This is a genomic window from Vulcanococcus limneticus LL (assembly GCF_943369875.1).
In the GTDB taxonomy this organism is placed as follows: Bacteria; Cyanobacteriota; Cyanobacteriia; order PCC-6307; family Cyanobiaceae; genus Vulcanococcus; species Vulcanococcus limneticus_A.
The window spans coordinates 80,497-101,573 of sequence record NZ_CALROT020000008.1; the positions used below are offsets into that span (position 1 = coordinate 80,497).

28 protein-coding genes and 1 tRNA gene are annotated in these 21,077 nt (G+C 68.5%); 18 read left to right on the forward strand and 11 right to left on the reverse strand.

Annotated elements, in window-relative coordinates; all coding sequences use genetic code 11:
• Positions 1-16: 16 nt before the first annotated feature.
• Positions 17-1,081: a peptidylprolyl isomerase gene (locus tag ACLV7J_RS10330; RefSeq protein ID WP_411869109.1), complete on the reverse strand. Its 1,065-nt coding sequence runs from the start codon at positions 1,079-1,081 to the stop codon at positions 17-19.
• A gap of 234 nt (positions 1,082-1,315) precedes the next feature.
• On the opposite strand from ACLV7J_RS10330, the gene efp reads away from it, so the two are divergent.
• Both efp and accB read left to right on the forward strand, forming a co-directional pair.
• On the forward strand, positions 1,316-1,876 hold the full coding sequence (efp, locus tag ACLV7J_RS10335; RefSeq protein WP_411869010.1) for an elongation factor P: 561 nt from the start codon (positions 1,316-1,318) through the stop codon (positions 1,874-1,876).
• Positions 1,877-1,881: 5 nt separating this feature from the next.
• Positions 1,882-2,349, forward strand: a complete 468-nt coding sequence (gene accB, locus ACLV7J_RS10340; protein WP_411869011.1) for an acetyl-CoA carboxylase biotin carboxyl carrier protein — start codon at positions 1,882-1,884, stop codon at positions 2,347-2,349.
• Positions 2,350-2,370: 21 nt separating this feature from the next.
• Here the strand turns inward: accB and pdxA are convergent, their stop codons facing one another.
• Positions 2,371-3,417, reverse strand: a complete 1,047-nt coding sequence (pdxA, locus tag ACLV7J_RS10345; RefSeq protein ID WP_411869012.1) for a 4-hydroxythreonine-4-phosphate dehydrogenase PdxA — start codon at positions 3,415-3,417, stop codon at positions 2,371-2,373.
• On the opposite strand from pdxA, the gene ACLV7J_RS10350 reads away from it, so the two are divergent.
• Entirely contained in the window at positions 3,416-3,574 is a 159-nt protein-coding gene (locus tag ACLV7J_RS10350; protein WP_411869013.1) for a hypothetical protein, read from the forward strand. The genes pdxA and ACLV7J_RS10350 overlap by 2 nt on opposite strands.
• Here ACLV7J_RS10350 and ACLV7J_RS10355 read toward each other — a convergent pair.
• On the reverse strand, positions 3,571-4,599 hold the full coding sequence (locus ACLV7J_RS10355; protein ID WP_411869014.1) for an NAD-binding protein: 1,029 nt from the start codon (positions 4,597-4,599) through the stop codon (positions 3,571-3,573). The genes ACLV7J_RS10350 and ACLV7J_RS10355 overlap by 4 nt on opposite strands.
• A 102-nt stretch (positions 4,600-4,701) precedes the next feature.
• Here ACLV7J_RS10355 and ACLV7J_RS10360 point away from each other — a divergent pair, with 102 nt between their 5' ends.
• Entirely contained in the window at positions 4,702-4,995 is a 294-nt protein-coding gene (locus ACLV7J_RS10360) for a hypothetical protein (protein ID WP_411869015.1), read from the forward strand.
• A 5-nt stretch (positions 4,996-5,000) separates the two neighbouring features.
• On the opposite strand, the gene ACLV7J_RS10365 is transcribed toward ACLV7J_RS10360, so the two are convergent.
• Positions 5,001-5,447: an HNH endonuclease gene (locus tag ACLV7J_RS10365; RefSeq protein ID WP_411869016.1), complete on the reverse strand. Its 447-nt coding sequence runs from the start codon at positions 5,445-5,447 to the stop codon at positions 5,001-5,003.
• A 186-nt stretch (positions 5,448-5,633) separates the two neighbouring features.
• Between ACLV7J_RS10365 and ACLV7J_RS10370 the strand changes: the two genes are divergently transcribed.
• The gene (locus ACLV7J_RS10370) at positions 5,634-5,729 is read left to right on the forward strand and encodes an EspF repeat-containing protein (protein WP_411869110.1); all 96 of its coding nucleotides are present in this window, start codon (positions 5,634-5,636) and stop codon (positions 5,727-5,729) included.
• Positions 5,701-7,278 carry an SNF2-related protein gene (locus ACLV7J_RS10375; protein ID WP_411869111.1) on the forward strand — a complete coding sequence of 526 codons (1,578 nt, stop codon included), beginning with the start codon at positions 5,701-5,703 and terminating at the stop codon, positions 7,276-7,278. The genes ACLV7J_RS10370 and ACLV7J_RS10375 overlap by 29 nt, the downstream gene beginning before the upstream one ends.
• Positions 7,279-7,321: 43 nt before the next feature.
• Here the strand turns inward: ACLV7J_RS10375 and ACLV7J_RS10380 are convergent, their stop codons facing one another.
• The 3 genes from ACLV7J_RS10380 to ACLV7J_RS10390 form a co-directional block, all read right to left on the reverse strand.
• Positions 7,322-7,669, reverse strand: coding sequence for a hypothetical protein (locus ACLV7J_RS10380; RefSeq protein ID WP_411869017.1), 348 nt, complete (start codon positions 7,667-7,669; stop codon positions 7,322-7,324).
• Between the two features lie 61 nt (positions 7,670-7,730).
• Positions 7,731-8,183, reverse strand: coding sequence for a DUF6554 family protein (locus ACLV7J_RS10385; RefSeq protein WP_411869018.1), 453 nt, complete (start codon positions 8,181-8,183; stop codon positions 7,731-7,733).
• Positions 8,184-8,246: 63 nt separating this feature from the next.
• Entirely contained in the window at positions 8,247-8,765 is a 519-nt protein-coding gene (locus tag ACLV7J_RS10390) for an AbrB family transcriptional regulator (protein WP_255127677.1), read from the reverse strand.
• Between the two features lie 93 nt (positions 8,766-8,858).
• On the opposite strand from ACLV7J_RS10390, the gene ACLV7J_RS10395 reads away from it, so the two are divergent.
• The 6 genes from ACLV7J_RS10395 to ACLV7J_RS10420 all read left to right on the forward strand — a co-directional run bounded on the left by ACLV7J_RS10395 (position 8,859) and on the right by ACLV7J_RS10420 (position 12,127).
• Entirely contained in the window at positions 8,859-9,170 is a 312-nt protein-coding gene (locus ACLV7J_RS10395; protein ID WP_411869019.1) for a hypothetical protein, read from the forward strand.
• Positions 9,171-9,208: 38 nt separating this feature from the next.
• The gene (locus ACLV7J_RS10400) at positions 9,209-9,445 is read left to right on the forward strand and encodes a hypothetical protein (RefSeq protein ID WP_411869020.1); all 237 of its coding nucleotides are present in this window, start codon (positions 9,209-9,211) and stop codon (positions 9,443-9,445) included.
• Positions 9,446-9,544: 99 nt separating this feature from the next.
• Positions 9,545-9,826 (forward strand): hypothetical protein, encoded by a 282-nt coding sequence (locus ACLV7J_RS10405; RefSeq protein WP_411869021.1) that lies wholly within the window; start codon positions 9,545-9,547, stop codon positions 9,824-9,826.
• Positions 9,827-10,527: 701 nt separating this feature from the next.
• The gene (locus ACLV7J_RS10410; RefSeq protein ID WP_411869022.1) at positions 10,528-10,986 is read left to right on the forward strand and encodes a secondary thiamine-phosphate synthase enzyme YjbQ; all 459 of its coding nucleotides are present in this window, start codon (positions 10,528-10,530) and stop codon (positions 10,984-10,986) included.
• 607 nt (positions 10,987-11,593) lie between these two features.
• Complete coding sequence (locus ACLV7J_RS10415) at positions 11,594-11,827, forward strand: DUF3136 domain-containing protein (RefSeq protein WP_411869023.1); 234 nt, start codon at positions 11,594-11,596, stop codon at positions 11,825-11,827.
• Between the two features lie 108 nt (positions 11,828-11,935).
• Positions 11,936-12,127: a hypothetical protein gene (locus ACLV7J_RS10420; protein WP_411869024.1), complete on the forward strand. Its 192-nt coding sequence runs from the start codon at positions 11,936-11,938 to the stop codon at positions 12,125-12,127.
• Between the two features lie 311 nt (positions 12,128-12,438).
• Here the strand turns inward: ACLV7J_RS10420 and ACLV7J_RS10425 are convergent, their stop codons facing one another.
• Both ACLV7J_RS10425 and ACLV7J_RS10430 read right to left on the reverse strand, forming a co-directional pair.
• Positions 12,439-12,738 carry a 2Fe-2S iron-sulfur cluster-binding protein gene (locus ACLV7J_RS10425; protein ID WP_411869025.1) on the reverse strand — a complete coding sequence of 100 codons (300 nt, stop codon included), beginning with the start codon at positions 12,736-12,738 and terminating at the stop codon, positions 12,439-12,441.
• 696 nt (positions 12,739-13,434) lie between these two features.
• Positions 13,435-13,824: a hypothetical protein gene (locus ACLV7J_RS10430; protein ID WP_411869026.1), complete on the reverse strand. Its 390-nt coding sequence runs from the start codon at positions 13,822-13,824 to the stop codon at positions 13,435-13,437.
• Between the two features lie 195 nt (positions 13,825-14,019).
• Here ACLV7J_RS10430 and ACLV7J_RS10435 point away from each other — a divergent pair, with 195 nt between their 5' ends.
• The 5 genes from ACLV7J_RS10435 to ACLV7J_RS10455 all read left to right on the forward strand — a co-directional run bounded on the left by ACLV7J_RS10435 (position 14,020) and on the right by ACLV7J_RS10455 (position 17,605).
• Positions 14,020-14,238: a CP12 domain-containing protein gene (locus ACLV7J_RS10435; RefSeq protein WP_411869027.1), complete on the forward strand. Its 219-nt coding sequence runs from the start codon at positions 14,020-14,022 to the stop codon at positions 14,236-14,238.
• Between the two features lie 87 nt (positions 14,239-14,325).
• The gene (locus ACLV7J_RS10440; protein WP_411869028.1) at positions 14,326-15,021 is read left to right on the forward strand and encodes a LuxR C-terminal-related transcriptional regulator; all 696 of its coding nucleotides are present in this window, start codon (positions 14,326-14,328) and stop codon (positions 15,019-15,021) included.
• A 124-nt stretch (positions 15,022-15,145) separates the two neighbouring features.
• On the forward strand, positions 15,146-16,009 hold the full coding sequence (locus ACLV7J_RS10445) for a galactose mutarotase (protein ID WP_411869029.1): 864 nt from the start codon (positions 15,146-15,148) through the stop codon (positions 16,007-16,009).
• A gap of 79 nt (positions 16,010-16,088) precedes the next feature.
• Positions 16,089-16,316 (forward strand): DUF3136 domain-containing protein, encoded by a 228-nt coding sequence (locus ACLV7J_RS10450; RefSeq protein WP_411869030.1) that lies wholly within the window; start codon positions 16,089-16,091, stop codon positions 16,314-16,316.
• The gene (locus tag ACLV7J_RS10455; RefSeq protein WP_411869031.1) at positions 16,313-17,605 is read left to right on the forward strand and encodes a glucose-1-phosphate adenylyltransferase; all 1,293 of its coding nucleotides are present in this window, start codon (positions 16,313-16,315) and stop codon (positions 17,603-17,605) included. Before ACLV7J_RS10450 ends, ACLV7J_RS10455 begins: the two co-directional genes overlap by 4 nt.
• An 827-nt stretch (positions 17,606-18,432) precedes the next feature.
• Here the strand turns inward: ACLV7J_RS10455 and ACLV7J_RS10460 are convergent.
• Positions 18,433-18,504: transfer RNA gene (locus ACLV7J_RS10460), tRNA-Gly, on the reverse strand.
• A 117-nt stretch (positions 18,505-18,621) separates the two neighbouring features.
• Complete coding sequence (locus tag ACLV7J_RS10465; protein ID WP_411869032.1) at positions 18,622-19,773, reverse strand: pyridoxal-phosphate-dependent aminotransferase family protein; 1,152 nt, start codon at positions 19,771-19,773, stop codon at positions 18,622-18,624.
• Between the two features lie 113 nt (positions 19,774-19,886).
• On the opposite strand from ACLV7J_RS10465, the gene cbiD reads away from it, so the two are divergent.
• Positions 19,887-21,035, forward strand: coding sequence for a cobalt-precorrin-5B (C(1))-methyltransferase CbiD (gene cbiD, locus ACLV7J_RS10470; RefSeq protein WP_411869033.1), 1,149 nt, complete (start codon positions 19,887-19,889; stop codon positions 21,033-21,035).
• Positions 21,036-21,077 lie beyond the last annotated feature (42 nt).

Here is a 21,077-nt window from a genome sequence, read left to right on the forward strand (position 1 = left end):
GTACCCGGGCCGGGCCCTAGGCGTGGGCCTGGAAGTTCTCGGTGCCGTCCACCACCCGGGCCCGCAGGATCTTGTCGTCCACGCCCAGCTCCTCCAGCACGTCGAAGCCGTCCACCACGTAGCCGAAGGCGGCGTAGCGACCATCCACCAGGTTCAGACCGGCGGGGGTCAGCTCGGCTTCGTAAAGGAAGAAGAAGAACTGGGAGGAGCCATCGTCCAGGGCCGCATCGGAGTGGGCCCAGCCCAGGGTGCCCAGGGTGGCGAAGGGCAGCACCGGCGTGGCCTTGAACAGGCCCAGCTCCTCGAAGGTGTGGTTGTAGTAGGGGGCGTCCTGGCCGGGCACCCGGATCTCCAGGGGCACCGTGCGCTCCGTCTTGGTGGCCGGATCCGTGTAGCCCTCGGCCGGACCGGCGGGATCGCCGGTCTGGAGCACGTAGAAGTCTTCCGCCCGGGTGAAGGGCAGCTTGTCGTAGAAGCCCTTCTGCACCAGATCCACAAAGGCGCCGGCGGTGAGGGGGGCGTTGTAGCCGTCGACCACGGCGGTGAGGGTGCCCTTGCTGGTCTCGATCTCCACGGTGGCGCGGCCCAGCAGGCGGGGCAGGGCCGCGAATTCGGCCGGAATCTCAAAGGGGAAGGCCCCCACCAGCAACGCCTCCAGGTCGCCCACGGTCGTCAGGGCGCCGCGGCGATCGGCCAGGAAGGCCTCGCGATCGGCCGCTTCGCTGGAACCGGTCAGGGTCTGGAGCTGGGTCTGCAGCTGGTCCAGCAGGCGTTCGCCCTCCGCCCTGGCCGATTCCGGCAGGTCCTTGAGAATCGCGTCGCGGCGGCTGGTCAGCAGGGTCTGGCTGCGGCGCACCGTGCCGGCCAGGGCGGTCCAGCGCTTGGAGCGCAGGTCGTCGCTGGTGCTCTCCAGCCGGTGCTGCAGCTCCTGCAGATCCCTGGCCTGGATCGGCAGGGCATCCCGCAGGATCGCGGCCGGATCGGTCACGGCGTTGCCGGGGGGCAGGGCCGCCAGGGCCAGCGGGGCCGCCAGCAGCTGGCCCAGCACCAGGCAGGCCAGCAGCGCGCCGCCCAGGACCAGCCGTTGCAGCCCCGCGCCCCAGGGGGTCAGGGCGCCCAGGCCCGCTGTCCACCAGGACACCGTGTCGGCGGCTGCAGACACCACCGGGACCGCTCCCCACGCCGCGGAGACCGGCTCTGACAGCGCCCGGGCTGTTCGGGATACCGCCGCCGCCTGCCTGGGATCCATGGCCCGCCCCTGTCTCTGTCTGGACTCTGGCACAGCCGTACAATCCGGCGATCCCGTTCTGCCGGAATGATCTCGAGCAACGATTTTCGGACCGGCACCACGATCGAGCTGGATGGCCAGGTCTGGCGCGTCGTGGAATTCCTGCACGTGAAGCCCGGCAAGGGATCGGCGTTCGTGCGCACCAAGCTCAAGGCGGTGCAGAGCGGCAACGTCGTGGAGAAGACCTTCCGGGCCGGCGAGACCGTGCCCCAGGCCCAGCTCGACAAGGCCACCCTCCAGCACACCTACATGGAGGGCGACGACTACGTGTTCATGGACATGGGCTCCTACGAGGAGACCCGCCTGACCGCCAAGCAGATCGGCGACCAGCGCAAGTACCTGAAGGAAGGCATGGAGGTGAGCGTCGTCTACTGGAACGGCAAGCCCCTGGAGGTGGAACTGCCCAACTCGGTGGTGCTCGAGATCACCCAGACCGACCCCGGCGTCAAGGGCGACACCGCCACTGGCGGCACCAAGCCCGCCATCGTCGAGACCGGCGCTCAGGTCATGGTGCCCCTGTTCCTGTCGATCGGCGAGAAGATCAAGATCGACACCCGCACCGATAGTTACCTCGGCCGCGAGAACTGATCGCCATGCAGCTCGACCACAACCAGCTTCGCGAGCTGATCACCCTGCTGGGTGAGAGCGACATCCAGGAGCTCAAGCTCGAGGGCGACGACTTCCGCCTGGAACTGCGCCGCAACCTGCCGGCGGCCCAGCCCCAGGTGGTGATGCAGGCCGCTGCCCCGGCCGTGGCCGCCCCGGTGCTGCCCGCCACCCCCTCGCCGGCGCCCCCCACCGCCCCCGCCGTCCGCGGCGACCTGGTGGAGATCACGGCCCCGATGGTGGCCACCTTCTACCGCTCCCCCGCCCCGGGCGAGCCCTCCTTCGTGGACCTGGGCGCCCGCATCGCCGTCGGCCAGACCGTCTGCATCCTCGAGGCGATGAAGCTCATGAACGAGCTCGAGAGCGAGGTCAGCGGCGAGGTGGTCGAGATCCTGGTGGAGAACGGCACCCCCGTGGAATTCGGCCAGGTGCTGATGCGGGTCAAGCCCGGCTGATCACCTCCGTGGAGCCCGGGGTCAGCCCAGCTCCCGGGCCGTCTCCAGGGCCGCCGCCATGCTGGCCCCCCGGGCGATGCCGCGGCCGGCGATGGCGAAGCCCGTGCCGTGGTCCGGGGACGTGCGCAGGAATGGCAGCCCCAGGCTGGTGTTGACCGCCTGATCGAAGGCCAGCAGTTTCACCGGGATCAGGCCCTGGTCGTGGTACAGCGCCAGGTAGCCGTCGGCGGCGGCCTCCCGGCTGCCGCCCCCCCAGGCCACCCCCGCCTCCAGCCAGCAGGTGTCGGGCGGCAGGGGCCCCAGCAGCTCCGCCTCGGGGTGCCGGGCCCGCCAGTGCTGCAGCAGCGGGATCAGCCAGTCCTGCTCCTCCCGGCCCAGCTGGCCCGCCTCGCCGGCGTGGGGATTGAGTCCGGCCACCGCCAGGCGCGGCCTCGGCCGGAAGCGCCGGCAGAAGGCCAGCAGCACCTCCAGCTTGGCCTCCAGCCGCTCCGCCGTGAGCGCGGTGGGCACGGCGGCCAGGGGGATGTGGGTGGTGGCCAGCAGGGTGTTCAGCCGCCAGCCGCCGTGGGGGGAGCGGGCCGTGAACAGCATTGAGGCCTCCGCCACCCCGGCCAGCTCCGCCAGGCGCTCCGTCTGGCCCGGATAGGTGTGGCCGGCGGCATGCCAGGCGTGCTTGGCGATCGGCGCCGTCACCAGGGCGCGGCAGCGGCCCTGGCGCACCAGGTCGGTGGCGGCCGTCAGCCAGGCGAAGCTGGCCGCTCCGCTGGCGGCACCGCCGGCCCCCGGCCCCACCGGTGCCTCCAGGGGCAGATCCAGGATCTCCAGCTCGGCAGGGTCCAGCAGCGACTCCCCGCCCGTCGCCCGCAGGGTCCGGTAGGTGTCCTCCAGCCAGCGGCGGCAGCCCACCAGCAGCGGGCCCGACGACCCGGTCCAGCCCCCGGGGCCGTCTCGATGGGCCAGGGCCGCCAGGGCCTTGAGGGTCACCTCGGCGCCGATGCCGGCGGGATCCCCCAGGCTGAGGGCGAGGCGCCCCTGCCTAGCGTCGGGGCTGGTCGGCGATGGGTCCATGCTGCGCTGGTTGCTTCTCGGTGGCTTGCTGTTCGCCCTGGTGAGCGGGGTGCGCAACGGCTGGGTGGAGCTGCGCTGGGACCGCCTGCTCCACGATGCCGGCGTGCCCTTCGTGCCGGATCCGGACCGGCCCCCGGCCCCGGCGACCCGCCGTTAGGTCGGCATCCTGGAGCCCGGCTCCGGTCCAGCCCCAGGGGCAGGCCGGTCAGCGGCCGAGGCTGGCGTGGTGGCCTGGGCCGAGGCCGTCGCCCGCTCCTCCGCCAGGGAGGCCCGGAATCCCTCCCGGTAGCTGGGGTAGCGCAGCCGGTAGCCCAGCTCCTGGCAGAGCAGCCGGTTGCTGACCCGTCGGTTCTCGGACCAGAAGCTCAGGGCCATCGGGCTCATGTGGGGGGCCACGTCTGCGTAGCGCTGCACCGCCGGCAGCGGGCAGCCCAGCAGGTGGGCGGCATAGCCGAGGGTCTCGCTGGAGGGGCAGGGGGCGTCGTCGCTCACGTTGACCACGGCGGGGCGGCGCTGGGGCGGGAGGGCCAGGCCGTGCAGCAGCGCCCCCACGATGTCGTCCACGTGGATGCGGCAGAAGACCTGGCCCGGCTTGTGCACCAGCCGCCCCTGGCCCATCAGCAGGCCCTGGAAGGGGCTGCGGCCCGGCCCGTAGATGGCCGGCAGCCGGAAGCTCTGCACCGGCAGGCCGCTGCCCAGCCAGGCCCGCTCGCAGGCCAGGCGGGCCCGGCTGCGCCCCAGGCCCGGGTTGGGCGGCGTGCCTTCGTCGGCCCAGGCCCCCTGCAGATCGCCGTAGACGCCGGTGGTGGAGAGGTACCCCAGCCATTCCAGGGGCAGCTGCCGCAGCAGCGGGCCGAGGGCCTCCAGGGCGGGGTCCCGGCCCTCGCCATCGGGGGGGATCGTCACCAGCACATGGCTGGTGCCCGCCAGTTGCTCGGCCGTGGGCACGACTCCTTCGGCCGGATCCAGGCGCAGCCAGCGCCGGCCGGGGGCGTCCGCTTCGGGTGGTTCCGGGCCCCGGTGGGTGAGGGTCACGCTGGTCCCGAGCGGCCCCAGGGCGGCGGCGAAGCGCCGGCCCGTGTAGCCACCTCCGAGCACCAGCACCGAGGCGTCCGCCGGCAGCCCCTGAGACAGCGCCGCTGGATCCGCCGCGGGGTTGGCGGGAGTCGTCGAGGGGTTCATCGCTGCAGTCGCGGTCTCAGTCGCGGCGACAGTCGCGCCGGTCGCCGGGTTGACAGCCCAGGAAGCCATGAGTACAGATGTATCACACCGCGATCCCGATCGATGGCCGCGTCCTGTCTCTCTACTCCTCTTGCTCCGCTGGGCGGCCCCAGCCGCGGCCCGCGCACCAGCCCTGCAGTCCTGGCGGGCCGGCGCTGGTGCGCCCGGCGCGGCGGCCGTCGCCCTGGCGCCGCGCGGTCCCAGGCGGGCCGTCAGGCCAGGGCCGGCGGCTGGCCCCTGGCCTGGCTGGTGGCGGTCCTGCTGGCCGCGGCCGCCGTGCTGGCGCCGGAGCAGCCCTCGGCCGAGGCCGCCATCTGCCAGCGCCACAACGGCGAGGCCGCCTGTCGCGTCTGGTAGAGCCCTCAGGCGGCCTGGAACACCCAGCCGGGGTCGCCGCCGTTGTGGGTGTTCCGGTTGTCGCTACGCGCACGGTTGTCGTTGTGGCGGCTCGGCGCAGCGCTGGCCTGGGGGCTGGCCCACTGCAGCAGCCGCAGGGCCAGCCGCAGATCCCCGTCCATCCAGGCCCGGATGGCCATGGCGCGGCGGGGATCGTAGAAGCGCTGGCGCCGGTACCAGTCGAAGGCGTCGGTGTCACTTTTGCGACCGTTGCAGGCCAGGCAGGCCGGCACACAGTTTTCGGTGACGCTCAGGCCGCCGCGGCTGCGCGGCAGCACATGATCAATGGACTCGGATGGACTGCCGCAATAGATGCAGCTTTGATCCGTAAATGTGTGGAGAGATTGTCTCCAGCGGCGAACACGAAGTTTGGGGCACAGATCCTCAAGGAAAACCGCATCCCTGGCGTGCATCCGATCAACTCGGTTGCGGGGAGTCTGCCCGTAGTTGCTGCCTTGTCAATGTGTCGAAGGATGCCGTTCTGCCTGAAACGGGCCATGGATTTCCGGCTGACTTGTCTTTGCTGCCGTTGGCTTTAAATTGGTCAACGGCGCGTCACGCGACTGACCCGCCGGCGAGCTGCTTCGGCGTCGCGTTTCCTGTCGCGTTCCCCGTTTGGCCCGCCCGCTCAGCCCGTCCAGGCCCGCCGCTCCCGCCCGCTGCCTGATGCGGCTGGGTGCCTCCGGCTGCATTGAGGTGGTCACCCCCTTCGACGCCGTGACCCAGGCGCAGCTGCAGGCCGTGCGGCCGCGGGGTCAGTGGCGTTCCCGCCAGCGCTGCTGGGACTTTCCCCTGGAGGCCGCCCACGAGCTGGAGCGGCGCTTCGCGTCCCGCTTCCCGATCGATCCCGAGCTGGCCCAGTGGCTGGCCTGGCTGCGCCAGCCGCTGCCGCCCCTGCCGCCGCACCGGCAGCTGGTGGCCGAGGCCGATCTCCAGGCGCCATTGCCCGATGGCCGCCACCTGTTTGCCCACCAGCGCTCGGGGGTGCGCTGGCTGCTGGCCCGCCGCGGGGCGCTGCTGGCCGACGCCATGGGCCTCGGCAAGACCCTCACCGCCCTGGCGGCGGCCCGCACCCTGGCCCGGGCCAGTGGCGGTCGCATCGCCGTGGTGGCCCCCGCCGGGCTCCACGCCCACTGGCGCCAGGAGGCGGCGGCCCTGGAGCTGGCCATCGAGCTGTTCAGCTGGGCCCGTCTGCCGGCGGAGCTGCCCCCCGCCGGCACCGTGCTGATTGCCGATGAGGCCCATTTCGCCCAGAACCTGGGCGCCGCCCGCACCCGGGCCTTCCTGCGGCTGGCCCGCCATCCGCGCCTGCGGGCCTGCTGGCTGCTCACCGGCACGCCGATGAAGAACGGCCGCCCCGCCCAGCTGTTCCCCCTGCTCGCCGCTATCGGCCATCCCCTCGCCGCCGACCAGCGCGCCTTCGAAGAGCGCTACTGCCAGGGCCACTGGCGCGAGGGCCCCGGGGGCCGGCGCCATTGGCAGGCCCTGGGGGCCACGGGCCTGGAGGAGCTGCAGCGGCTCACCCGCCCGCTGCTGCTGCACCGCCGCAAGGCCGACTGCCTGGACCTGCCCCCCAAGCAGCGGCACCACCACCCCGTGGCCCTCAGCGCCGCCGAGGGCCAGGGCTTCCAGCACCGGCTGGATCTGGCGGTGGACGACTACCGCCGCCGCGCCGCCGCCGGCCTGGTGCGGCGCGATGCCGAGGCTCTGGCCGTGTTCACGGCCCTGCGGCAGATCGCCGCTGAGTACAAGCTGCCCGCCGCCACCCGCCTGGTGCAGGAGCTGCTGGGGCGGGGCGAGCCGGTGCTGCTGTTCACCGGTTTCGTGGCCGCCGCCGAGCTGCTGCAGGCCCGGCTGGGGGGCGGGCTGCTGACGGGTCGGGTGCGGCCGGTCGAGCGCCAGGGGCGGGTCGAGCGCTTCCAGGCCGGCGCCGATCCCCTGCTGATCAGCACCTTCGGCGTCGGCGGGCTGGGCCTCACCCTGCACCGGGCGCGCCACGTGGTGCTGCTGGAGCGTCCCTGGACCCCCGGCGATGCGGAGCAGGCGGAGGACCGCTGCCATCGCATCGGCATGGGCGGTCCGCTGCAGTGCCACTGGCTGCAGCTGGGCGTCGCCGACCAGCTGGTGGACGACCTGATCGCCAGCAAGGCCGAGCGCATCGCGCTGCTGCTGCGGCGCGACTCCAGCACCCAGCGGCGTCAGTCGTTTCCCCAGCTGGTGCGCCGGCTGCTGGCCGACTGGTGAGTCGCATGGCCCGGGGCCAGCCCCCGGGCGCAGCGGTCCGGCCTCAGCCGCGGCAGGCGGCGGCGCGGATGCGGATCTCCTCCACCAGCTGGGGGTCGCCGCGGCGCTCAGGCGCGGCCTGGCGCAGCAGAACCTCCGCCGCGCTGCTGTCGCGGCAGGCGGCCACCCGGTTCCCCGCCAGGGCCTGCAGCAGGGCGCGCTCGTTGCGCGGTTGGGGGTCGCGGGGGTAGGCCGCCACCACGGCATCACAGCGCTCCAGGGCGCCCTTGAGTCCGTCGAGGCGCACGTCCCGCAGACAGTCGTCCCGCGCCGGGCCCTTGACCTGCTCCCGCGGCGGCGGTGGCGCCCCGCAGCCGCCGAGCAGGCTCCCCAGGGCCACGGCCAGCACCATCAGGCCCAGGGGGTTCCGGCGGGCTGGCCGCTGCTGGGCTTGCGGGCTTCGGGGTGCCAAATCAGTAGTTGTAGCGATCGTTGCGGGTGACGCCGCTGGTGGGAATGCGCGTGGGGCTGCTGCCCTGGGTGGAGGGCGTGCTGCCGGCGGCGGGGCTGGCCGCGGCGTCCGGGGGGGTGGCGGCCCGCTCGAACAGGCTGCCCAGGTAGCGGCCGCAGTCCGGGAAGGTGCCCGGGTTCTGGACCACCGCTTCGGTGATCATCACCGCGGCATGTTCCGGCGACGTCTTGAACAGGCTGGCGCTCTGGCGCTTGATCAGGGAGTAGGCCGCGGCCCAGCTCACTTCGTGGTTGTTGCCGGCGCCGCGCATGAAGCAGTACACCTGAGCCCCCTTGCCGGCGGGCGTGTCGGTGGGCCCGGCCGTCGCCGGCAGCAGCGGCAGGGTCGCGGCCATGGTGCCCAGGCCGGCGGGCAGCAGGGCGGCGAGGGCGCGGCGGATGGCGGGGTGGGCCATGGGGCCGGCGGGGGTGAGGGGAGGGCCCACCGTATCCAGGGCGGTGGGCCTGTCCAGGGCCGGTTAACCCGACTGGGACCCCTGCAGCGACAGCACCAGCCGCACCATGAGCGGCAACACCAGCAGCACGGTGATCAGGCGCACTGCGTGCAGGGTCGCGACCGCCGCGCCCACCCCGAATTCCGCCCCCACCAGGCTCATGCCGCTGATGCCCCCCGGGGCGGCGCCCAGCAGCGCCACCACCGGATCGATGCCGAGCAGGCGGCTGCACCAGAGGCCCACCACCAGGCCCGTGGCCACCAGGGTCACGGTGATCAGCAGCGCCGGCCGCCACAGCTGCCGCAGCTCCGTCACGGCGGTGCTGGTGAGGCCGGTGCCGATCACGGTGCCGATGCCGATCTCCAGCAGGGTGCGCGTGCCCAGGGGCCACTGGGCCGTCTCCAGCCGGCCGCTCATGCTCACCAGGCCGGCTCCGAGCAGGGCCCCCGCCAGCGGTGCGGCGGGGATGCCGGTGCGCAGGGCCAGCAGCCCGCCGGCCAGCCCAGCCAGCAGATACACCAGCAGATTGAGCGGGGGGTGCATCCGGGGGCAGGCGGGGAGGAAGCCCTCCAGTCTGGAAGAAGGCTTGAGTCGCTGCCGGTTCTGTGGTGTGATCGGCGCTACCGCTGTGATCCGATGACTCCCGAATCGGTTTCGTTCCGCATCACCCGCACCACCGAGGATCTGGCCCAGACCGTGGCAGCCCTGTCCCAGCGGCTGGTGAAGCTCGAACAGCGCCTGGCGGTGCTGCAGCTGCAGCTGGAGTCCGTGGCGGCGCCGGTGGAGCTCGATCCGGCCGAGCTGCGTTCCCTGGAGTCGGTGGAGCTGCTGCTGGCCGATTGCCGGGCCCTGCTGGCCGATTCGGAGCCCTCGGCGGCTGGCCTGGAGCCGGAAGGGGCCCTGCTTCGATCCGTGGACGCGGATGACGCCGCGCCGATGGCCGCCTGACCCTGGCGGGCGGTGCCACAATGGGAAGAAAGCGAACCATGGCCAGCTTCAACGGCTCCAGTTTCGTTAACCAGCGCTCCGTCCAGCACCCGTCCCAGCCGGGCGCCGCACGACCCACACCCGCCTGTCGCACCTTCGCCGAGGGTGATCACCAGCTGGAGAAGCTGGAATTCGCCCTGGCAGTGGCTGTAACCCGCGGCGATCAGCAGCGCTCCGAGCAGCTGAGGGCCCAGATCGCAGCCCTCGGTGGCAACCGCGAAGAACCTGGCACCTGAATGGGTGTGGATTTCGCGACCCGCGCGGTGCATCACGCCCCGCATCTTGGCGGTGCGTTACATTCACACCAAGTAATCATTGGATTAGCGGATCCGCTGATGCCGGAGACGATTCCAACACCAGCAGTCGCCTCACAACGCGTGGCCTTCCTTCAGCCCCGGCTTGGGCAGCATCCTCGGGCCGCCACCCGTCCAGCGGCGGGTCAGCAACGCCACGAGCTGATGGATCAGGCGGCGGCCCATGAAGCGCAAGCCAAACAGGCTGCGGAACGTGGAGACATTGAGGAGTCGGCTCGCTGCATTCTGCTGGCCCTGGACTGCGAGCGCCGGGCCGGTGGCATTGGCCCCCAGGTGCTGCAGGTGATCAAGCCGAGGGCCTGATGGGGCGCCCTCGCCTCCAGTCCTCCCCTTCCCATAAGGCTCTGGTTCGTTCTCAGTCCCTCCCTGCGGCTTATTGAGGTTTTGGCCTCAATGTCAGTTTTGGTTGCGGTCAGAGAAGCTGCCGCGGACCTGGTACCGCTCTGCCGTGACACTGGTCGCCGAGCCCTACCGACGGGACTTCGGCCAGGAACCACCGCTGCGGCAGCAGTACGTCGATGGTGCCCCGCGCCAGGTCAAGAGCTATCGCCGCTCCTGGGGTTGATCGACACCCTCAAGCGCTTCCGCGCTCATCTGGTCGGAGGCTGATGGAGACCCCAGCAACCCCAAACCGCCAGCGGGTTTGGGTGAGCCTGCTGAGGTCTGTGCTGCCCTGGGTATGAGCCGTGACACCCTCTGCCAGCTGCGGCTGCGGGGGTTCTGCAACCCGGAGAGCAGTACTCCCGCTCGGGCGGCACCCAGGTCTGGGGTCCGCTTCGGTGGCACCTCGAAAACGTGGAGGCGACCATCATCGGCTGGGGTAGGCGCCACCTATGCGAGTCGGGCCAAGCGCCGTTCCGCCTTCCGGTCGTTGACCTTGCAGTCCCTCCCCCCTACGGACTCATCAGCTGAACCAAGGCTCGGCAACCCGCCTTTGCTTGGGGTTGAACCCCAAGGATCGATACTGCCTTGCAGCCCACTGCAGGCTCTCGCCGCCGCCGCCGATGGCCCAGCTCCTGCATCACCGCCTCCATCTGCAGACCGCCGGCTCCTTCTGCTGCCACGACATCACCCCAGAGCTGCAGACCCTGATTGATCGCAGCGGGATCAGCGACGGCTTGCTGGTGGCCGTGGGCCAGCACACCACCACGGCTCTCGCCCTCAACGAGAACGAGCAACGCCTGCTGAGCGACATCGAGCGCTTCTTCCTCGAGCTGGCACCCCCGGATCGCCCCTGGCTTCACAACGATCTGGATCTGCGAGTGGGCATTCCACCGGATGAACCACGTAATGCCCATGCCCACCTGATTGCCCTGATGCTGGGCAATCAGCTCAGCCTGCCGGTGGTGGAGGGCCGGCTCGGCCTCGGCCGCTGGCAATCCGTGCTGCTGGTGGAGCTCGACGGGCCGCGACCCCGCGAGGTGCTGCTCACCCTGCTGGCCGGCCAATGCACCGCCCTCTGAATCTATTTCGCTCCAGGGAGGGCCAACCGCCCCAATCCATACAGCTCATTCATGGCGTCATGGTGCAGATAACAGGAGAGACCAGGGCCCAGGCCAGCAGCGAGACGTCCCCAGCCTGAGAGATCGCCGGGCGGTGATCAGCGGTGGCGCTAATGGCATCCCCGCAGCGATGGTGGCCGCCATCGTTCGCTGTTCCGATGCTGTGATCTGACGATTCCCATAGGCGCAAGCGGCCAGATCTTTGTGCTCGATGCAGGCCGCTTGGAGTCCGGACTGGACGGAGGAGTCTGAAGCTGGGTGGAAGTCTTTGACCAGGCGATAGTCCTCCTGCCCGTCAAGGCCATGCTGCCTCTCCTTCCCGGCAATCAGTAGCAGGAGCAGAGCCCGATCCTGCACTTCCTCGACCAGTCGCATTCAGGCGGCGCGGAGTGCGATCGTGTAGCGCTCGATCGAGCCCTGCAAGGGCTCGGGGTGGAAGGCCAGCTCGGGGGGGTAACCAGGCCAATCCCCAACGGCGCAGGCTCATCGCGTCGAGATATGTCGCAAGCCCACAGATGGTGTGGGGAGGCTCCTTGCATGGAGGAGCGAGTGACGGCAGGCACGTTCGATGGCGAAGGCAGCAGATCCAGCCCCATCCCTGACCGTCGGCGAGCTGGAAGCCAACTACCCCCTCTATTGCAAAGCGCTGCGGATTCTCGCTCGGGAGGGTAAAAGTGCAGCCAAGGTCCGCCGTACCGTCTGCTGGCAGCGACTGGAAATGTTGCACCACTGCCTACCTAACCAGTATCGCGATCCCGACTATCTCTATCTGCTCCTGTCTCGCGAGGGGGCGACATCCTGACGGTCCCTCGACGATCCTTGCCAGGTGACGTGATTACCCCCCGTTGGGGGCATCAGAGCCAGGCGCTCACGCCCGACACTGGAACCATCGATACCCAGAAGGCTCGCCATGGCCGACCCCACCATCGCAATCAGCGCCAGCAGCTGCCTGGGGCGCACCTGTCTGAAATGGGGTGCCGATGGTGAGCTCACGGCCCTGGACCTGGACCTGGTGATGGATCGTCTGGCCCAGGTGGATCAGGATGTTGCCGCCTTGCGCCAGGACAGCCTGGATCGCGAACCATGCCCCTCGATCAGTTGAAGGCCCTTTCTGGGCTGGAGGCAGAATGACCAGATCGCCTGGGCTTTGGGCTGGGAATGATCTGCCGATGGGATGTTGCGCCTCTCCTGCAAGGAGGAGCGCTGGATGACCATGACCAAGCAGGCCATCCCCGGCGAATGCAACGGAACGGAGTGCCAGCCTGGGGCGGGTGAGGCGAAGGCGATAAGCCTCCACTGGCTCGTAAGGCCAGCCCCCAATCCAGGCTGGCCAGTCGGAACAAGCACACATGGATGAACGCTGTCCGATCTGATCGCGCAGCGTTCAGGGGTGTTGGTGCTGTCTGCCAGCCATCAATAAAGGGCTTCCTCGGCATGGGTTTCGATGGTGCAATCCGATGTGGGGAAGGCCACGCAGGTGAGCACGTATCCAGCCGCCATCTGCTCCTCATCGAGGAAAGCCTGGTGTTCCTGGTTCACGGTGCCACTGATCAACTTGCCGGCGCAGGATGAACAGGAGCCAGCACGGCAGGACACCGGCAGATCAATGTCCTGATCCGCCGCGGCATCGTAAATCGACTGATTGTCGGCGCAGTCGATGGTGCGGTTCAGTCCCTCGTTGGCGTTGACGAGCGTGACCTTGTAGGTGGCCATGGCAGCAGGGCGGGCAAGGGGGTCCAGCCTGGACCGGTTCGCTATTGAGCCTGCTGGGTCAGGCTGCTGGAGGCCGAGTCCCCATCCGGGGAGACTTTGCCCCCGCTTGGGGGGCGCCATCGCCAGGGCTCTCGGCCGAAAGTGATGACCTGAGCAGGGATCCGGGCAGGCCGATGGAGACGATGCTGAGTGAGCTTGTGTTGGTGGCCTTGTTGCTGGCCGTGGTGGTCGTCTCGGGCAGGGTCTGAGCCCTAACGTGCCTGGTGTCAACGACGCCGGCGGCCCGACGATCTCATCGTCGCCGAACATCCAGATGGCTGGAACAACCTGCTGGCCGGTTGAGCGGTAGCGAGATCGGAAGTACGCAGGGACCACCCCCCTGCAGGAAACGTATGCCGATTCCCAGCTGTTCACCGGGTGGTCGGCATTCCTGTTGGTGCGGATAAAGCCGTTCGTCCCCCATGCCGTAGGACAATCCTGAGATCCCGCGGTTCTCCTCCGTCAGCCACCTCCGGGGGGCAGAACCTCGGCAGCGAGCGACAAGTCTGCCGCATTGATCGAGTCGAAATGCTATGCCCCCGTGTCGACATGGGTTGCAGAAGCGACGTTCAAATTGCTGCATAGGCTGCGTAACAAACAGTGACGAATCGATCTGATGCGCGGATTGTCCCCGGATGGGGGTACGGGCAGGCGAGGTCAGGGCCAGGCGATGAAGCTGACTGGCTCATATTTCGCGATCGTGATCCGCCAGGCCCTGCTCGCCAGGCCCTCCAGGCTGCTCAGCAACGCCGCCGTCTCGCCGCCGGCGATCCAGTTCGCTTTGAGCAGGGGCAACTGTTCGCTCATCACCTCCAGCGGAAGTTCCACCAGCAGCAGGCTGGCCTCCCCAGCGGCCCGTTGCAGAGGGCTCTCCTCGCTGCGCTGCCACAGGCGCAACAGCAGTTCCAGCGCCAGGGTGCGTCCGTCTTCTCCGGGATCGACGGCATCGGCAGCAGCTGTTGACTGGGATTTGCCGGTGAGCGGCAACGCGCGCCTGTCCCCGAACTCCACGAGGGCCAGGGCAACGAGATAGGGAGCATCGGCCATGGAATCCATCCTGCGGGGCCGCATCACCCTGGCGGATCGACGGATGCCGAGCCGATGATGTTCCAAAGGATGAGCAGATGTACCTACAAATCCGCCGAGATTGCCCGTCTATCGACGGGTTGGGTGTCCCGTCCAGGGATCCGGCAGGGCTACATTCGCCGGGCCTATCCGGACCCCTGCTCGGGGCTGTGTGCCATGGCCACCATCGGAGACCAGCTCCAGACCTATCGCTCCGCCCTCGCTGAGGCCCAGGCCAAAGGTGAGCAGGCGATCGCCCGCAAGATCGAGCAGCAGATCAGGGATCTGGAGGACTTCCAGCAGCGCCACCCCGAGGAGGCTGAGGCTCCATCCCCCTTCGAGGTGTTCTGCGACCTCAACCCCTCCGACATCAACTGCCGCGTCTACGACGACTGAATCGCGATCGGCTGCATGGCGGGCCTCTCCACTCCTAGGGTTGCTCCTGGCTCACTTCGCTTCCCAGCCAGAGGCAACCGCCGGAGCATGGATCTCACGCCCTTCCTGGCCACTGCCGACAAGGGGACCCATGAGGAAGGCCTGGAATCGATCGACATTCCAGGCCGCGTCGCCGTTGCGGCCAAAGGCCGTTTCCTGCTGCGCGCCATGTGCCGAACGTTCGGGGGCTACTCCCGCATCACCTGTGCCGTCACCGATCAGGAGGCCTGCCTCGAGTATCTGGCTGCGGAAGGCGATGATCCCTACCAGCTGCTGGTCTGCACCGATTATCTGGAAAGCGGCAACGGTTTCGATCTGGTGCGTGAGGCTCGCCAGCTGCATCCCAAGCTCCATGCTGTGATCCTGGCGCTGGGGGATGCGATACCTGCGGAGTGCAGCGAGGCGCCCTGGCTGGAAGCCGTCGTTGCAGAAGCTGACTTTGTGGATGATCAGCAGCCGCTGCAGGCTGCCGTGATGGCCGTGCTGGGCGGTCATTCCTACCGCAGCCCCTCCCTGCGGACGGGCATCCTGCCTTACCTGAGCTGTCCAAGGCTGACGCCCCGCGAATATGAGGTTCTCGATCTCCTCGCCAGTGGCCTCAGTGATCGGGAGATCGCCAAGCGTTTGGTGGTGAGTGATGAAACCGCTCACACCTACACCAAGCGGCTGCTTCAGACTCTCAGCGTGCACAACCGGCTGCAGGCGGTGCTCAAGGGAATGCGCTGCGGCATGGTAAAGATCTGAGCGGCTCCAACCGCCTGCTCCAGAGCGCCAGGGTCTGGGGGCTCCTCACTGTTCCCGATTGGGGGCATCCCTTCCAGGCTCGTTGCAGGAGATTGATGGAGAGTCCGGCCCGGAAGGCCATTGCATGCCCCTGATTCAACGTGAAACTCCCTATCCGCACTGGGAGTTCAGCGATCCTGCCAGCGGTGATCTGCTGCGGGTCGTGCCTGAACGTGGAGGGCTGATCAGCGGCTGGCGCTGCGCTGGCCACGAGGTTGTCTACCTCGACCTGGAGCGCTTCCTCGACCCAGCCCAATCGGTGCGCGGGGGTTTCCCAGTGCTCTTTCCAATCACCGGGGGCCTGCCGGACAACCGCCTGCCCCTTCCCCAGGGTGTGTTCAACCTCGGCCAGCATGGCTTTGCGCGCCAGCTGCCCTGGCGCCTCGAAGCCCTGGCGGATGGAGCTGGCGTGCAGCTGCAGCTTTGGGAAACCCACGAAACATTCAAGGCTTTTCCGTTCTGGTTCCTGCTCACCATGGAGGTGCGCCTGGCACCCGGGGTACTGGAGATCACGGCCATTGTGGAAAACCGGGGTAACGACACGATGCCGTTCAGTTTCGGGTTGCACCCCTACTTCAACCTCTCCAGCCTGGAGAGCGTGCGGTTCGAGGGGTTGCCGGACCGCTGCCTCAACCACCTCACCATGGAGGACGAATCCACGGCAGATCAGATGGAGAGCCTCGCGAATGGCATTGATCTGCTGGTGCGGCCCACGGGCCCGGTACGGCTGGTGGATGAGGCGGCCGGAACCACCCTCGAGCTGCAGCTGACCCACCCTCTTGACCTGGTGGTGCTCTGGACGGAGCCACCGCGGGCGATGGTGTGCGTTGAACCCTGGAGCGCACCGCGGCAGGCCCTGCTGAGCGGTGACCGCAAACTTGAGCTGCGCCCCGGCGCAAGCACGAGGCTCCACACCCGCTATGCCTTCACCTCGGTGCAACGTGACTGAGGATCGATTGCCCCCAAGCGGGGGCTTCGCCCAACCGGGCGGTTGATCGAACCTGCAGTGCGTCCGAACTGTTGCTGCCATGAGCCAGGCAACCTTCACCACCGCCCTCACGATCGGCGAGCTGGAAGCGAGTTATCCGCTGTACTGCAAGGCCCTGCGCATCCTGATCCTGGAAGAGAGAACCATCAAGCAGATCCAGCGGAGCGTCTGCTGGCACCGCCTAGAGACGCTGCATCACTGCCTGCCCCGCCAGTACAAGGATCCTCACCAGCTGTATTTCCACTTCAAGCGAGAGCTCACCACGTGAATCGTGTTCTGGCAATCATTCTCGGAGGCGGTGCCGGCACCCGTCTGCAGCCCCTCACTCTCACCCGGGCCAAACCGGCGGTGCCGCTGGGTGGTAAGTACCGCCTCATCGATATTCCGATCAGCAACTGCATCAATTCGGGCATCCTCAAGATCTACGCCCTCACCCAGTTCAACAGTCAATCGCTCAACCGCCACCTCAGCCTCACCTACAACCTCTCCTCCGGTTTCAGCAGCGGCTTCGTGGAGGTGCTGGCGGCCCAGCAGACCCCCGACAGCCCGAGCTGGTTCCGGGGCACTGCCGATGCGGTCCGCCAGTACCGCGAGCTGTTCGAGGCCTGGGATGTGGATCAGGTGCTGATCCTCTCCGGTGATCAGCTCTACCGGATGGATTACGCGGCCTTCGTGGAGGCGCATCGAGCCAGCGGTGCCGCGCTGACGGTGGCGGCATTGCCGGTGGACAGCTCGGCGGCTGAAGGCTTTGGCTTGATGCGCACCGATGCCACGGGGCGAATTCGGGAGTTCCGCGAGAAGCCCAAGGGGGAGCTCCTCGAGGCGATGCGAGTCGACACAGCCGCCCTCGGCCTTTCGGCCAGCGAAGCGGAGCGCCGCCCTTTTCTGGCCTCCATGGGCATCTATGTGTTCGAGCGCGACACCCTGTTCAACTTGCTCGCCAGCCACCCGCAAGCCACTGACTTTGGCCAGGAAATCATTCCGGCCGCCCTAGCCAGTGGCCAGCAGCTGCAGAGTTATCTGTTCGATGCCTACTGGGAAGATATCGGCACCATCAAGGCTTTCTATGATGCCAATCTGGCCTTGGCTGATGATCAGCCCGCCTTCAGCTTTTACGACGAGCAGGATCCAATCTACACCCGGTCGCGCTATCTACCGCCCAGCCAGATCCGTGAAGCTCGGGTGCGCCGCTCAGTTCTCAGTGAGGGCTGCCTGCTCGATCGGTGCGTGATTGAGCACTGTGTGCTGGGCCTGCGCCTGCGGGTGGAGGAGGGCGCTGTCCTGGAGGACACGCTGGTCATGGGGGCCGATGGTTATGAGTCGGAGGCTGAGCGAGCTCTGGTTCGCTCCCTTGGTGGGGTGCCGCTCGGGATTGGGGCTGGATCAGTGGTGAAGCGAGCGATTCTCGACAAAAATGTGCGTATCGGTGCCAACGTGCAGGTGATCAACAAGGATCGGGTGCAGGAGGCTGACCGAAGCGAGTTGGGCATCACCATTCGTAGCGGGATTGTGGTGATTGAGAAGGGCGTAACCCTGGCCGATGGCATGGTTATTTAGTGGCCCGCATGGATCAAAAAAGATGGCCTGTTCAGGGCGTTGACGGCTCACGCGCTCGATAACGAGGGCCCGCACCGGTTGGCCGGTTTCATCGCGCCAACAAAGTGTGATGCCGATGGTTTTGAAGGCCGCTTTCCCAGCCTCCAGCATGATCATCCATTCTCATGGCGCCTGGACCAGTGAAGGCGGTCACGTCATCTGCATCTGCCGGGTCCGCCCTCCGCGCTTGTCGGCTCAATGCAGCCTCAGTTGGTCACGCAGTTGCCTGGTGCTTTGCGGCGGTTGTTCGCACGTCCCCGCGTCCAACACCAGCTTCATGTGGTTCCGGTGCGCCCGAGTCTAGGTCGAGTTCCTCATTTGGCCGCTGCGGATCTTGTACTCCCTGTCATGATCAACAGTGTGTTCCTGTCTGTTTGCCGCTCAAGGCCGATCATGCTATTGATATTAGGCCTGCTGTCTGATCCCTCTGAGGGAGAAAAGATGATCTTCTTGGCTGTGTCAGTCCGGGCTTTGTTCCGCTGCTGAATCCGTCGTCGATCCTGCAAGCCGCCACGCCACAGTCTTCCTGGTGTTGTTGAAATGGCATGGGATCGGAAGTTGTCTCTGTCGCCGCTTGCTCCTGCCCGCTATGGCTGTGACGTTCAGCCGGGTGAGTTCTCGGTGCTCTGCCAGCGACCATTCCCTTGGGCATCCCTTGCGGGACAAGGTATGGGCCGCCTCCACGCGAATGGCGATCTTCCAAGGGGCCGCCTCAGCCATGTGAGAAGGTCGCCCCTAGAGCCAGTGCCTGACTGGCTGTTCGGGGAATTTGCCAGTCCTGGACTAAAAGCGGGTGACCGGGCTCGAACCGGCGACGTTCAGCTTGGGAAGCTGACATTCTACCACTGAATTACACCCGCAAGGTGTAGTAATCAAGCTAGCAGATCCTCGGCCAAATGGGCGGAAGAGCCGCCCATCCCCGTTGGAGTCGAGGAGCTCCTGTCAGGCCCCTCGACGTCTTGACCCTGTTGTGCGACTCAGGCCGCCAGGGCGGCGGCGGCGGCGGCCACGCCGGCACCGGTGCTGCCCTTGTGCAGCCCCAGCTCCTGCAGGGTGGCCTCGATGGCGGCCACGGCCGTCAGCACGTCGCGGTCGCAGACGAAACCCAGGTGGCCGATGCGGAACACCTTGCCCTTGAGGTGGTCCTGGCCGCCGGCCAGCAGGATGTCGAAGCGGTCCTTCACCTTCTTGCGCAGGGCCTCGGCGTCGATGCCCTCCGGGGCCACGGCGGTGATGGCGGGGCTGCCGTAGCCCTCGGCGGCATAGAGGGGCAGGCCGATCGCCTTCATGCCGGCCTGGGCGGCGGCGCGGTGGCGGGCGTGGCGGGCGAAGATCGCCTCCAGACCCTCCTTCTGCATCATCTCCAGGGCTGCCTCCAGGGCGAAGTAGAGGTTGATCGCCGGGGTGAAGGGGTTGCTGTCCGCCTTGGCGGCTTTGCGGTATTTGCCCAGATCCAGATAGAACTTGGGCAGATCGGCGTGCTTGTAGGCCTCCCAGGCCTTCTCACTCACGGCCACGAAGGCCAGGCCCGGCGGCATCATGTAGCCCTTCTGGGAGCCGGAACCCACCACGTCCAGGCCCCAGGCGTCCATGGGCACGTTGGTGGCGCCCAGGCTGGTGACGCAGTCCGCCACCGTGAGCGCCGTGCCGTGGGCCTTCACGTGCCGGGCGATGGTCTCCAGGTCGTTGATCACGCCCGTGGAGGTCTCCGAGTGGGTGAGGATCACGGCCTTGATCGCCTTGGCCGTATCGGCCTCCAGGGCGGCGCGGAAGGCCTCGGGATCCAGCGGCTGGCCCCACTCGGCCTTGATCACCTGCACATCCAGGCCATAGGCCTGGGCCACCTTCACCCAGCGCTCGCCGAACTTGCCGTTGTCACCGCAGAGGACCTTGTCCCCCTTGCTCAGGAAGTTGATGATCCCGGCTTCCATGGCGGCGGTGCCGCTGCCGGTGATCACCAGCACGTCGTTGCTGGTCTGATGCAGCCACTGCAGCTGTTCGGTGGTGCGCTTGACGATCTTCTGGAAATCGGCGCTGCGGTGGCCGATCGGGTGGCGGCCCAGCGCCAGCAGCACCGTTTCCGGCACCGGGGTGGGGCCGGGGATCATCAGGGTGAGCTTGTCCTGCATGGGCGGGGCGGTGGTGGCGGGGCGGATCGCGAGCGACGCCGGAGCGGCTCAATCGACCACCATAAAAAACGGAGTTCCTGCCGCCCCCCTGGCGGTGCCTGAGGGCGACGGCCATGGCTGAAAGCGGGTACACGCTGCCGGTGTGGGTGGCCGCCGCGGCCCGGGCCGCCCTGGCCCAGCTTCTGGGGGAGCCGTTCCAGGAGGAGCAGCCGCTGCTGCTGGAGCTGGAGGGGCCCCCCGAGCCCCAGCCGGTGCCGGTGGTGGCCGCCGCCCCCCTGGGCGAGGGCCGGGCCCTGGCGGTGGCCCGCTGCGACCCCGGCGATGGCCTGGACCTCACCCGCGGGCTGGTGGTGTGGGTGGAGGCCAGCTGGCGGACCCTGGAGCCTGCGGTGGGCCCTGCTTCCCCGGGGGCGGACCCGTCCTGGCTGGAGCTCCAGGCCGGCGAGGGCGTGGGGGTCCATGCCACCACGCGGCAGCTCTGCCTCTCGGCCTTCGCCCGCCGGCTGCTGGAGCAGAACCTGCGGCCGCTGCTGCCGGCGGGGCGGGCCCTGCGCCTGCAGGTGATCTTCCCAGTGGGACGGCGCCTGGCGGAGCGCACGAGCAATGCGGCCTTCGGGGTGGTGGATGGGCTGGCCCTGATCGGCACCCAGGCGCTGGTGCAGCGCAGCGCCGCCCCGGACCAGCTGGCGGCGGCCCGCTCCGAGCTGGCGCGGCGGGTGGCGGCGCCGGAGTTTGCCGGCGATCTCGTGCTGGTGATCGGCGAGAACGGCCTGGACCTGGCGCCCCAGCTGGGCCTGCCGCCGGCGCTGCTGCTCAAGGCCGGCAACTGGCTGGGCCCGCTGCTGGTGGCGGCGGCCGAGCAGGGGGTGCGGCGGCTGCTGCTGTTCGGCTACCAGGGCAAGCTGATCAAGCTGGCCGGCGGCATCTTTCACACCCACCACCACCTGGCCGATGGCCGCGCCGAGGTGATCACGGCCCTGGCGGCCCTGGAGGGTCTGCCCCAGGCCCAGCTGCAGCGCCTCCATGCCGCCGCCACGGTGGAGGTGGCCCTGGCGGAGCTGGCCGCGGCCGATCCCGACGCGGCGGAGCGGCTGCGGCACCGCATCGCGGCGGCGGTGGAGCAGCGCAGCGCCGCCTACCTGGCCCGCTACGGCCAGGAGTCCATGGCGGTGGGAGCCGCGCTGTTCAACCGCGGCCGCGGTCTCGCCGCCCTGGGCCCGCTGGGGGCTGAGCTCTGGGGGGCCTTCAGGGCCGAGACCTAGGGTGCATTCACTGTTCCGGTGGCCCCGTTCAGCCACCTGCGC

Coding starts and splice junctions, on each gene's coding strand:
- ACLV7J_RS10445 (WP_411869029.1), top strand. CDS start 15,146: ATGCCCCTGATTCAACGTGAAACTCCCTATCCGCACTGGGAGTTCAGC.
- ACLV7J_RS10410 (WP_411869022.1), top strand. CDS start 10,528: ATGGCCCAGCTCCTGCATCACCGCCTCCATCTGCAGACCGCCGGCTCC.
- ACLV7J_RS10350 (WP_411869013.1), top strand. CDS start 3,416: ATGCTGCGCTGGTTGCTTCTCGGTGGCTTGCTGTTCGCCCTGGTGAGC.
- cbiD (WP_411869033.1), top strand. CDS start 19,887: ATGGCTGAAAGCGGGTACACGCTGCCGGTGTGGGTGGCCGCCGCGGCC.
- ACLV7J_RS10355 (WP_411869014.1), bottom strand. CDS start 4,599: ATGAACCCCTCGACGACTCCCGCCAACCCCGCGGCGGATCCAGCGGCG.
- ACLV7J_RS10365 (WP_411869016.1), bottom strand. CDS start 5,447: ATGCACGCCAGGGATGCGGTTTTCCTTGAGGATCTGTGCCCCAAACTT.
- ACLV7J_RS10380 (WP_411869017.1), bottom strand. CDS start 7,669: ATGGTGCTGGCCGTGGCCCTGGGGAGCCTGCTCGGCGGCTGCGGGGCG.
- ACLV7J_RS10390 (WP_255127677.1), bottom strand. CDS start 8,765: ATGCACCCCCCGCTCAATCTGCTGGTGTATCTGCTGGCTGGGCTGGCC.
- ACLV7J_RS10440 (WP_411869028.1), top strand. CDS start 14,326: ATGGATCTCACGCCCTTCCTGGCCACTGCCGACAAGGGGACCCATGAG.
- ACLV7J_RS10385 (WP_411869018.1), bottom strand. CDS start 8,183: ATGGCCCACCCCGCCATCCGCCGCGCCCTCGCCGCCCTGCTGCCCGCC.
- ACLV7J_RS10450 (WP_411869030.1), top strand. CDS start 16,089: ATGAGCCAGGCAACCTTCACCACCGCCCTCACGATCGGCGAGCTGGAA.
- ACLV7J_RS10435 (WP_411869027.1), top strand. CDS start 14,020: ATGGCCACCATCGGAGACCAGCTCCAGACCTATCGCTCCGCCCTCGCT.
- efp (WP_411869010.1), top strand. CDS start 1,316: ATGATCTCGAGCAACGATTTTCGGACCGGCACCACGATCGAGCTGGAT.
- pdxA (WP_411869012.1), bottom strand. CDS start 3,417: ATGGACCCATCGCCGACCAGCCCCGACGCTAGGCAGGGGCGCCTCGCC.
- ACLV7J_RS10420 (WP_411869024.1), top strand. CDS start 11,936: ATGGCCGACCCCACCATCGCAATCAGCGCCAGCAGCTGCCTGGGGCGC.
- ACLV7J_RS10425 (WP_411869025.1), bottom strand. CDS start 12,738: ATGGCCACCTACAAGGTCACGCTCGTCAACGCCAACGAGGGACTGAAC.
- ACLV7J_RS10360 (WP_411869015.1), top strand. CDS start 4,702: ATGGCCGCGTCCTGTCTCTCTACTCCTCTTGCTCCGCTGGGCGGCCCC.
- ACLV7J_RS10465 (WP_411869032.1), bottom strand. CDS start 19,773: ATGCAGGACAAGCTCACCCTGATGATCCCCGGCCCCACCCCGGTGCCG.
- ACLV7J_RS10415 (WP_411869023.1), top strand. CDS start 11,594: ATGGCGAAGGCAGCAGATCCAGCCCCATCCCTGACCGTCGGCGAGCTG.
- ACLV7J_RS10430 (WP_411869026.1), bottom strand. CDS start 13,824: ATGGCCGATGCTCCCTATCTCGTTGCCCTGGCCCTCGTGGAGTTCGGG.
- accB (WP_411869011.1), top strand. CDS start 1,882: ATGCAGCTCGACCACAACCAGCTTCGCGAGCTGATCACCCTGCTGGGT.
- ACLV7J_RS10395 (WP_411869019.1), top strand. CDS start 8,859: ATGACTCCCGAATCGGTTTCGTTCCGCATCACCCGCACCACCGAGGAT.
- ACLV7J_RS10400 (WP_411869020.1), top strand. CDS start 9,209: ATGGCCAGCTTCAACGGCTCCAGTTTCGTTAACCAGCGCTCCGTCCAG.
- ACLV7J_RS10405 (WP_411869021.1), top strand. CDS start 9,545: ATGCCGGAGACGATTCCAACACCAGCAGTCGCCTCACAACGCGTGGCC.
- ACLV7J_RS10375 (WP_411869111.1), top strand. CDS start 5,701: ATGCGGCTGGGTGCCTCCGGCTGCATTGAGGTGGTCACCCCCTTCGAC.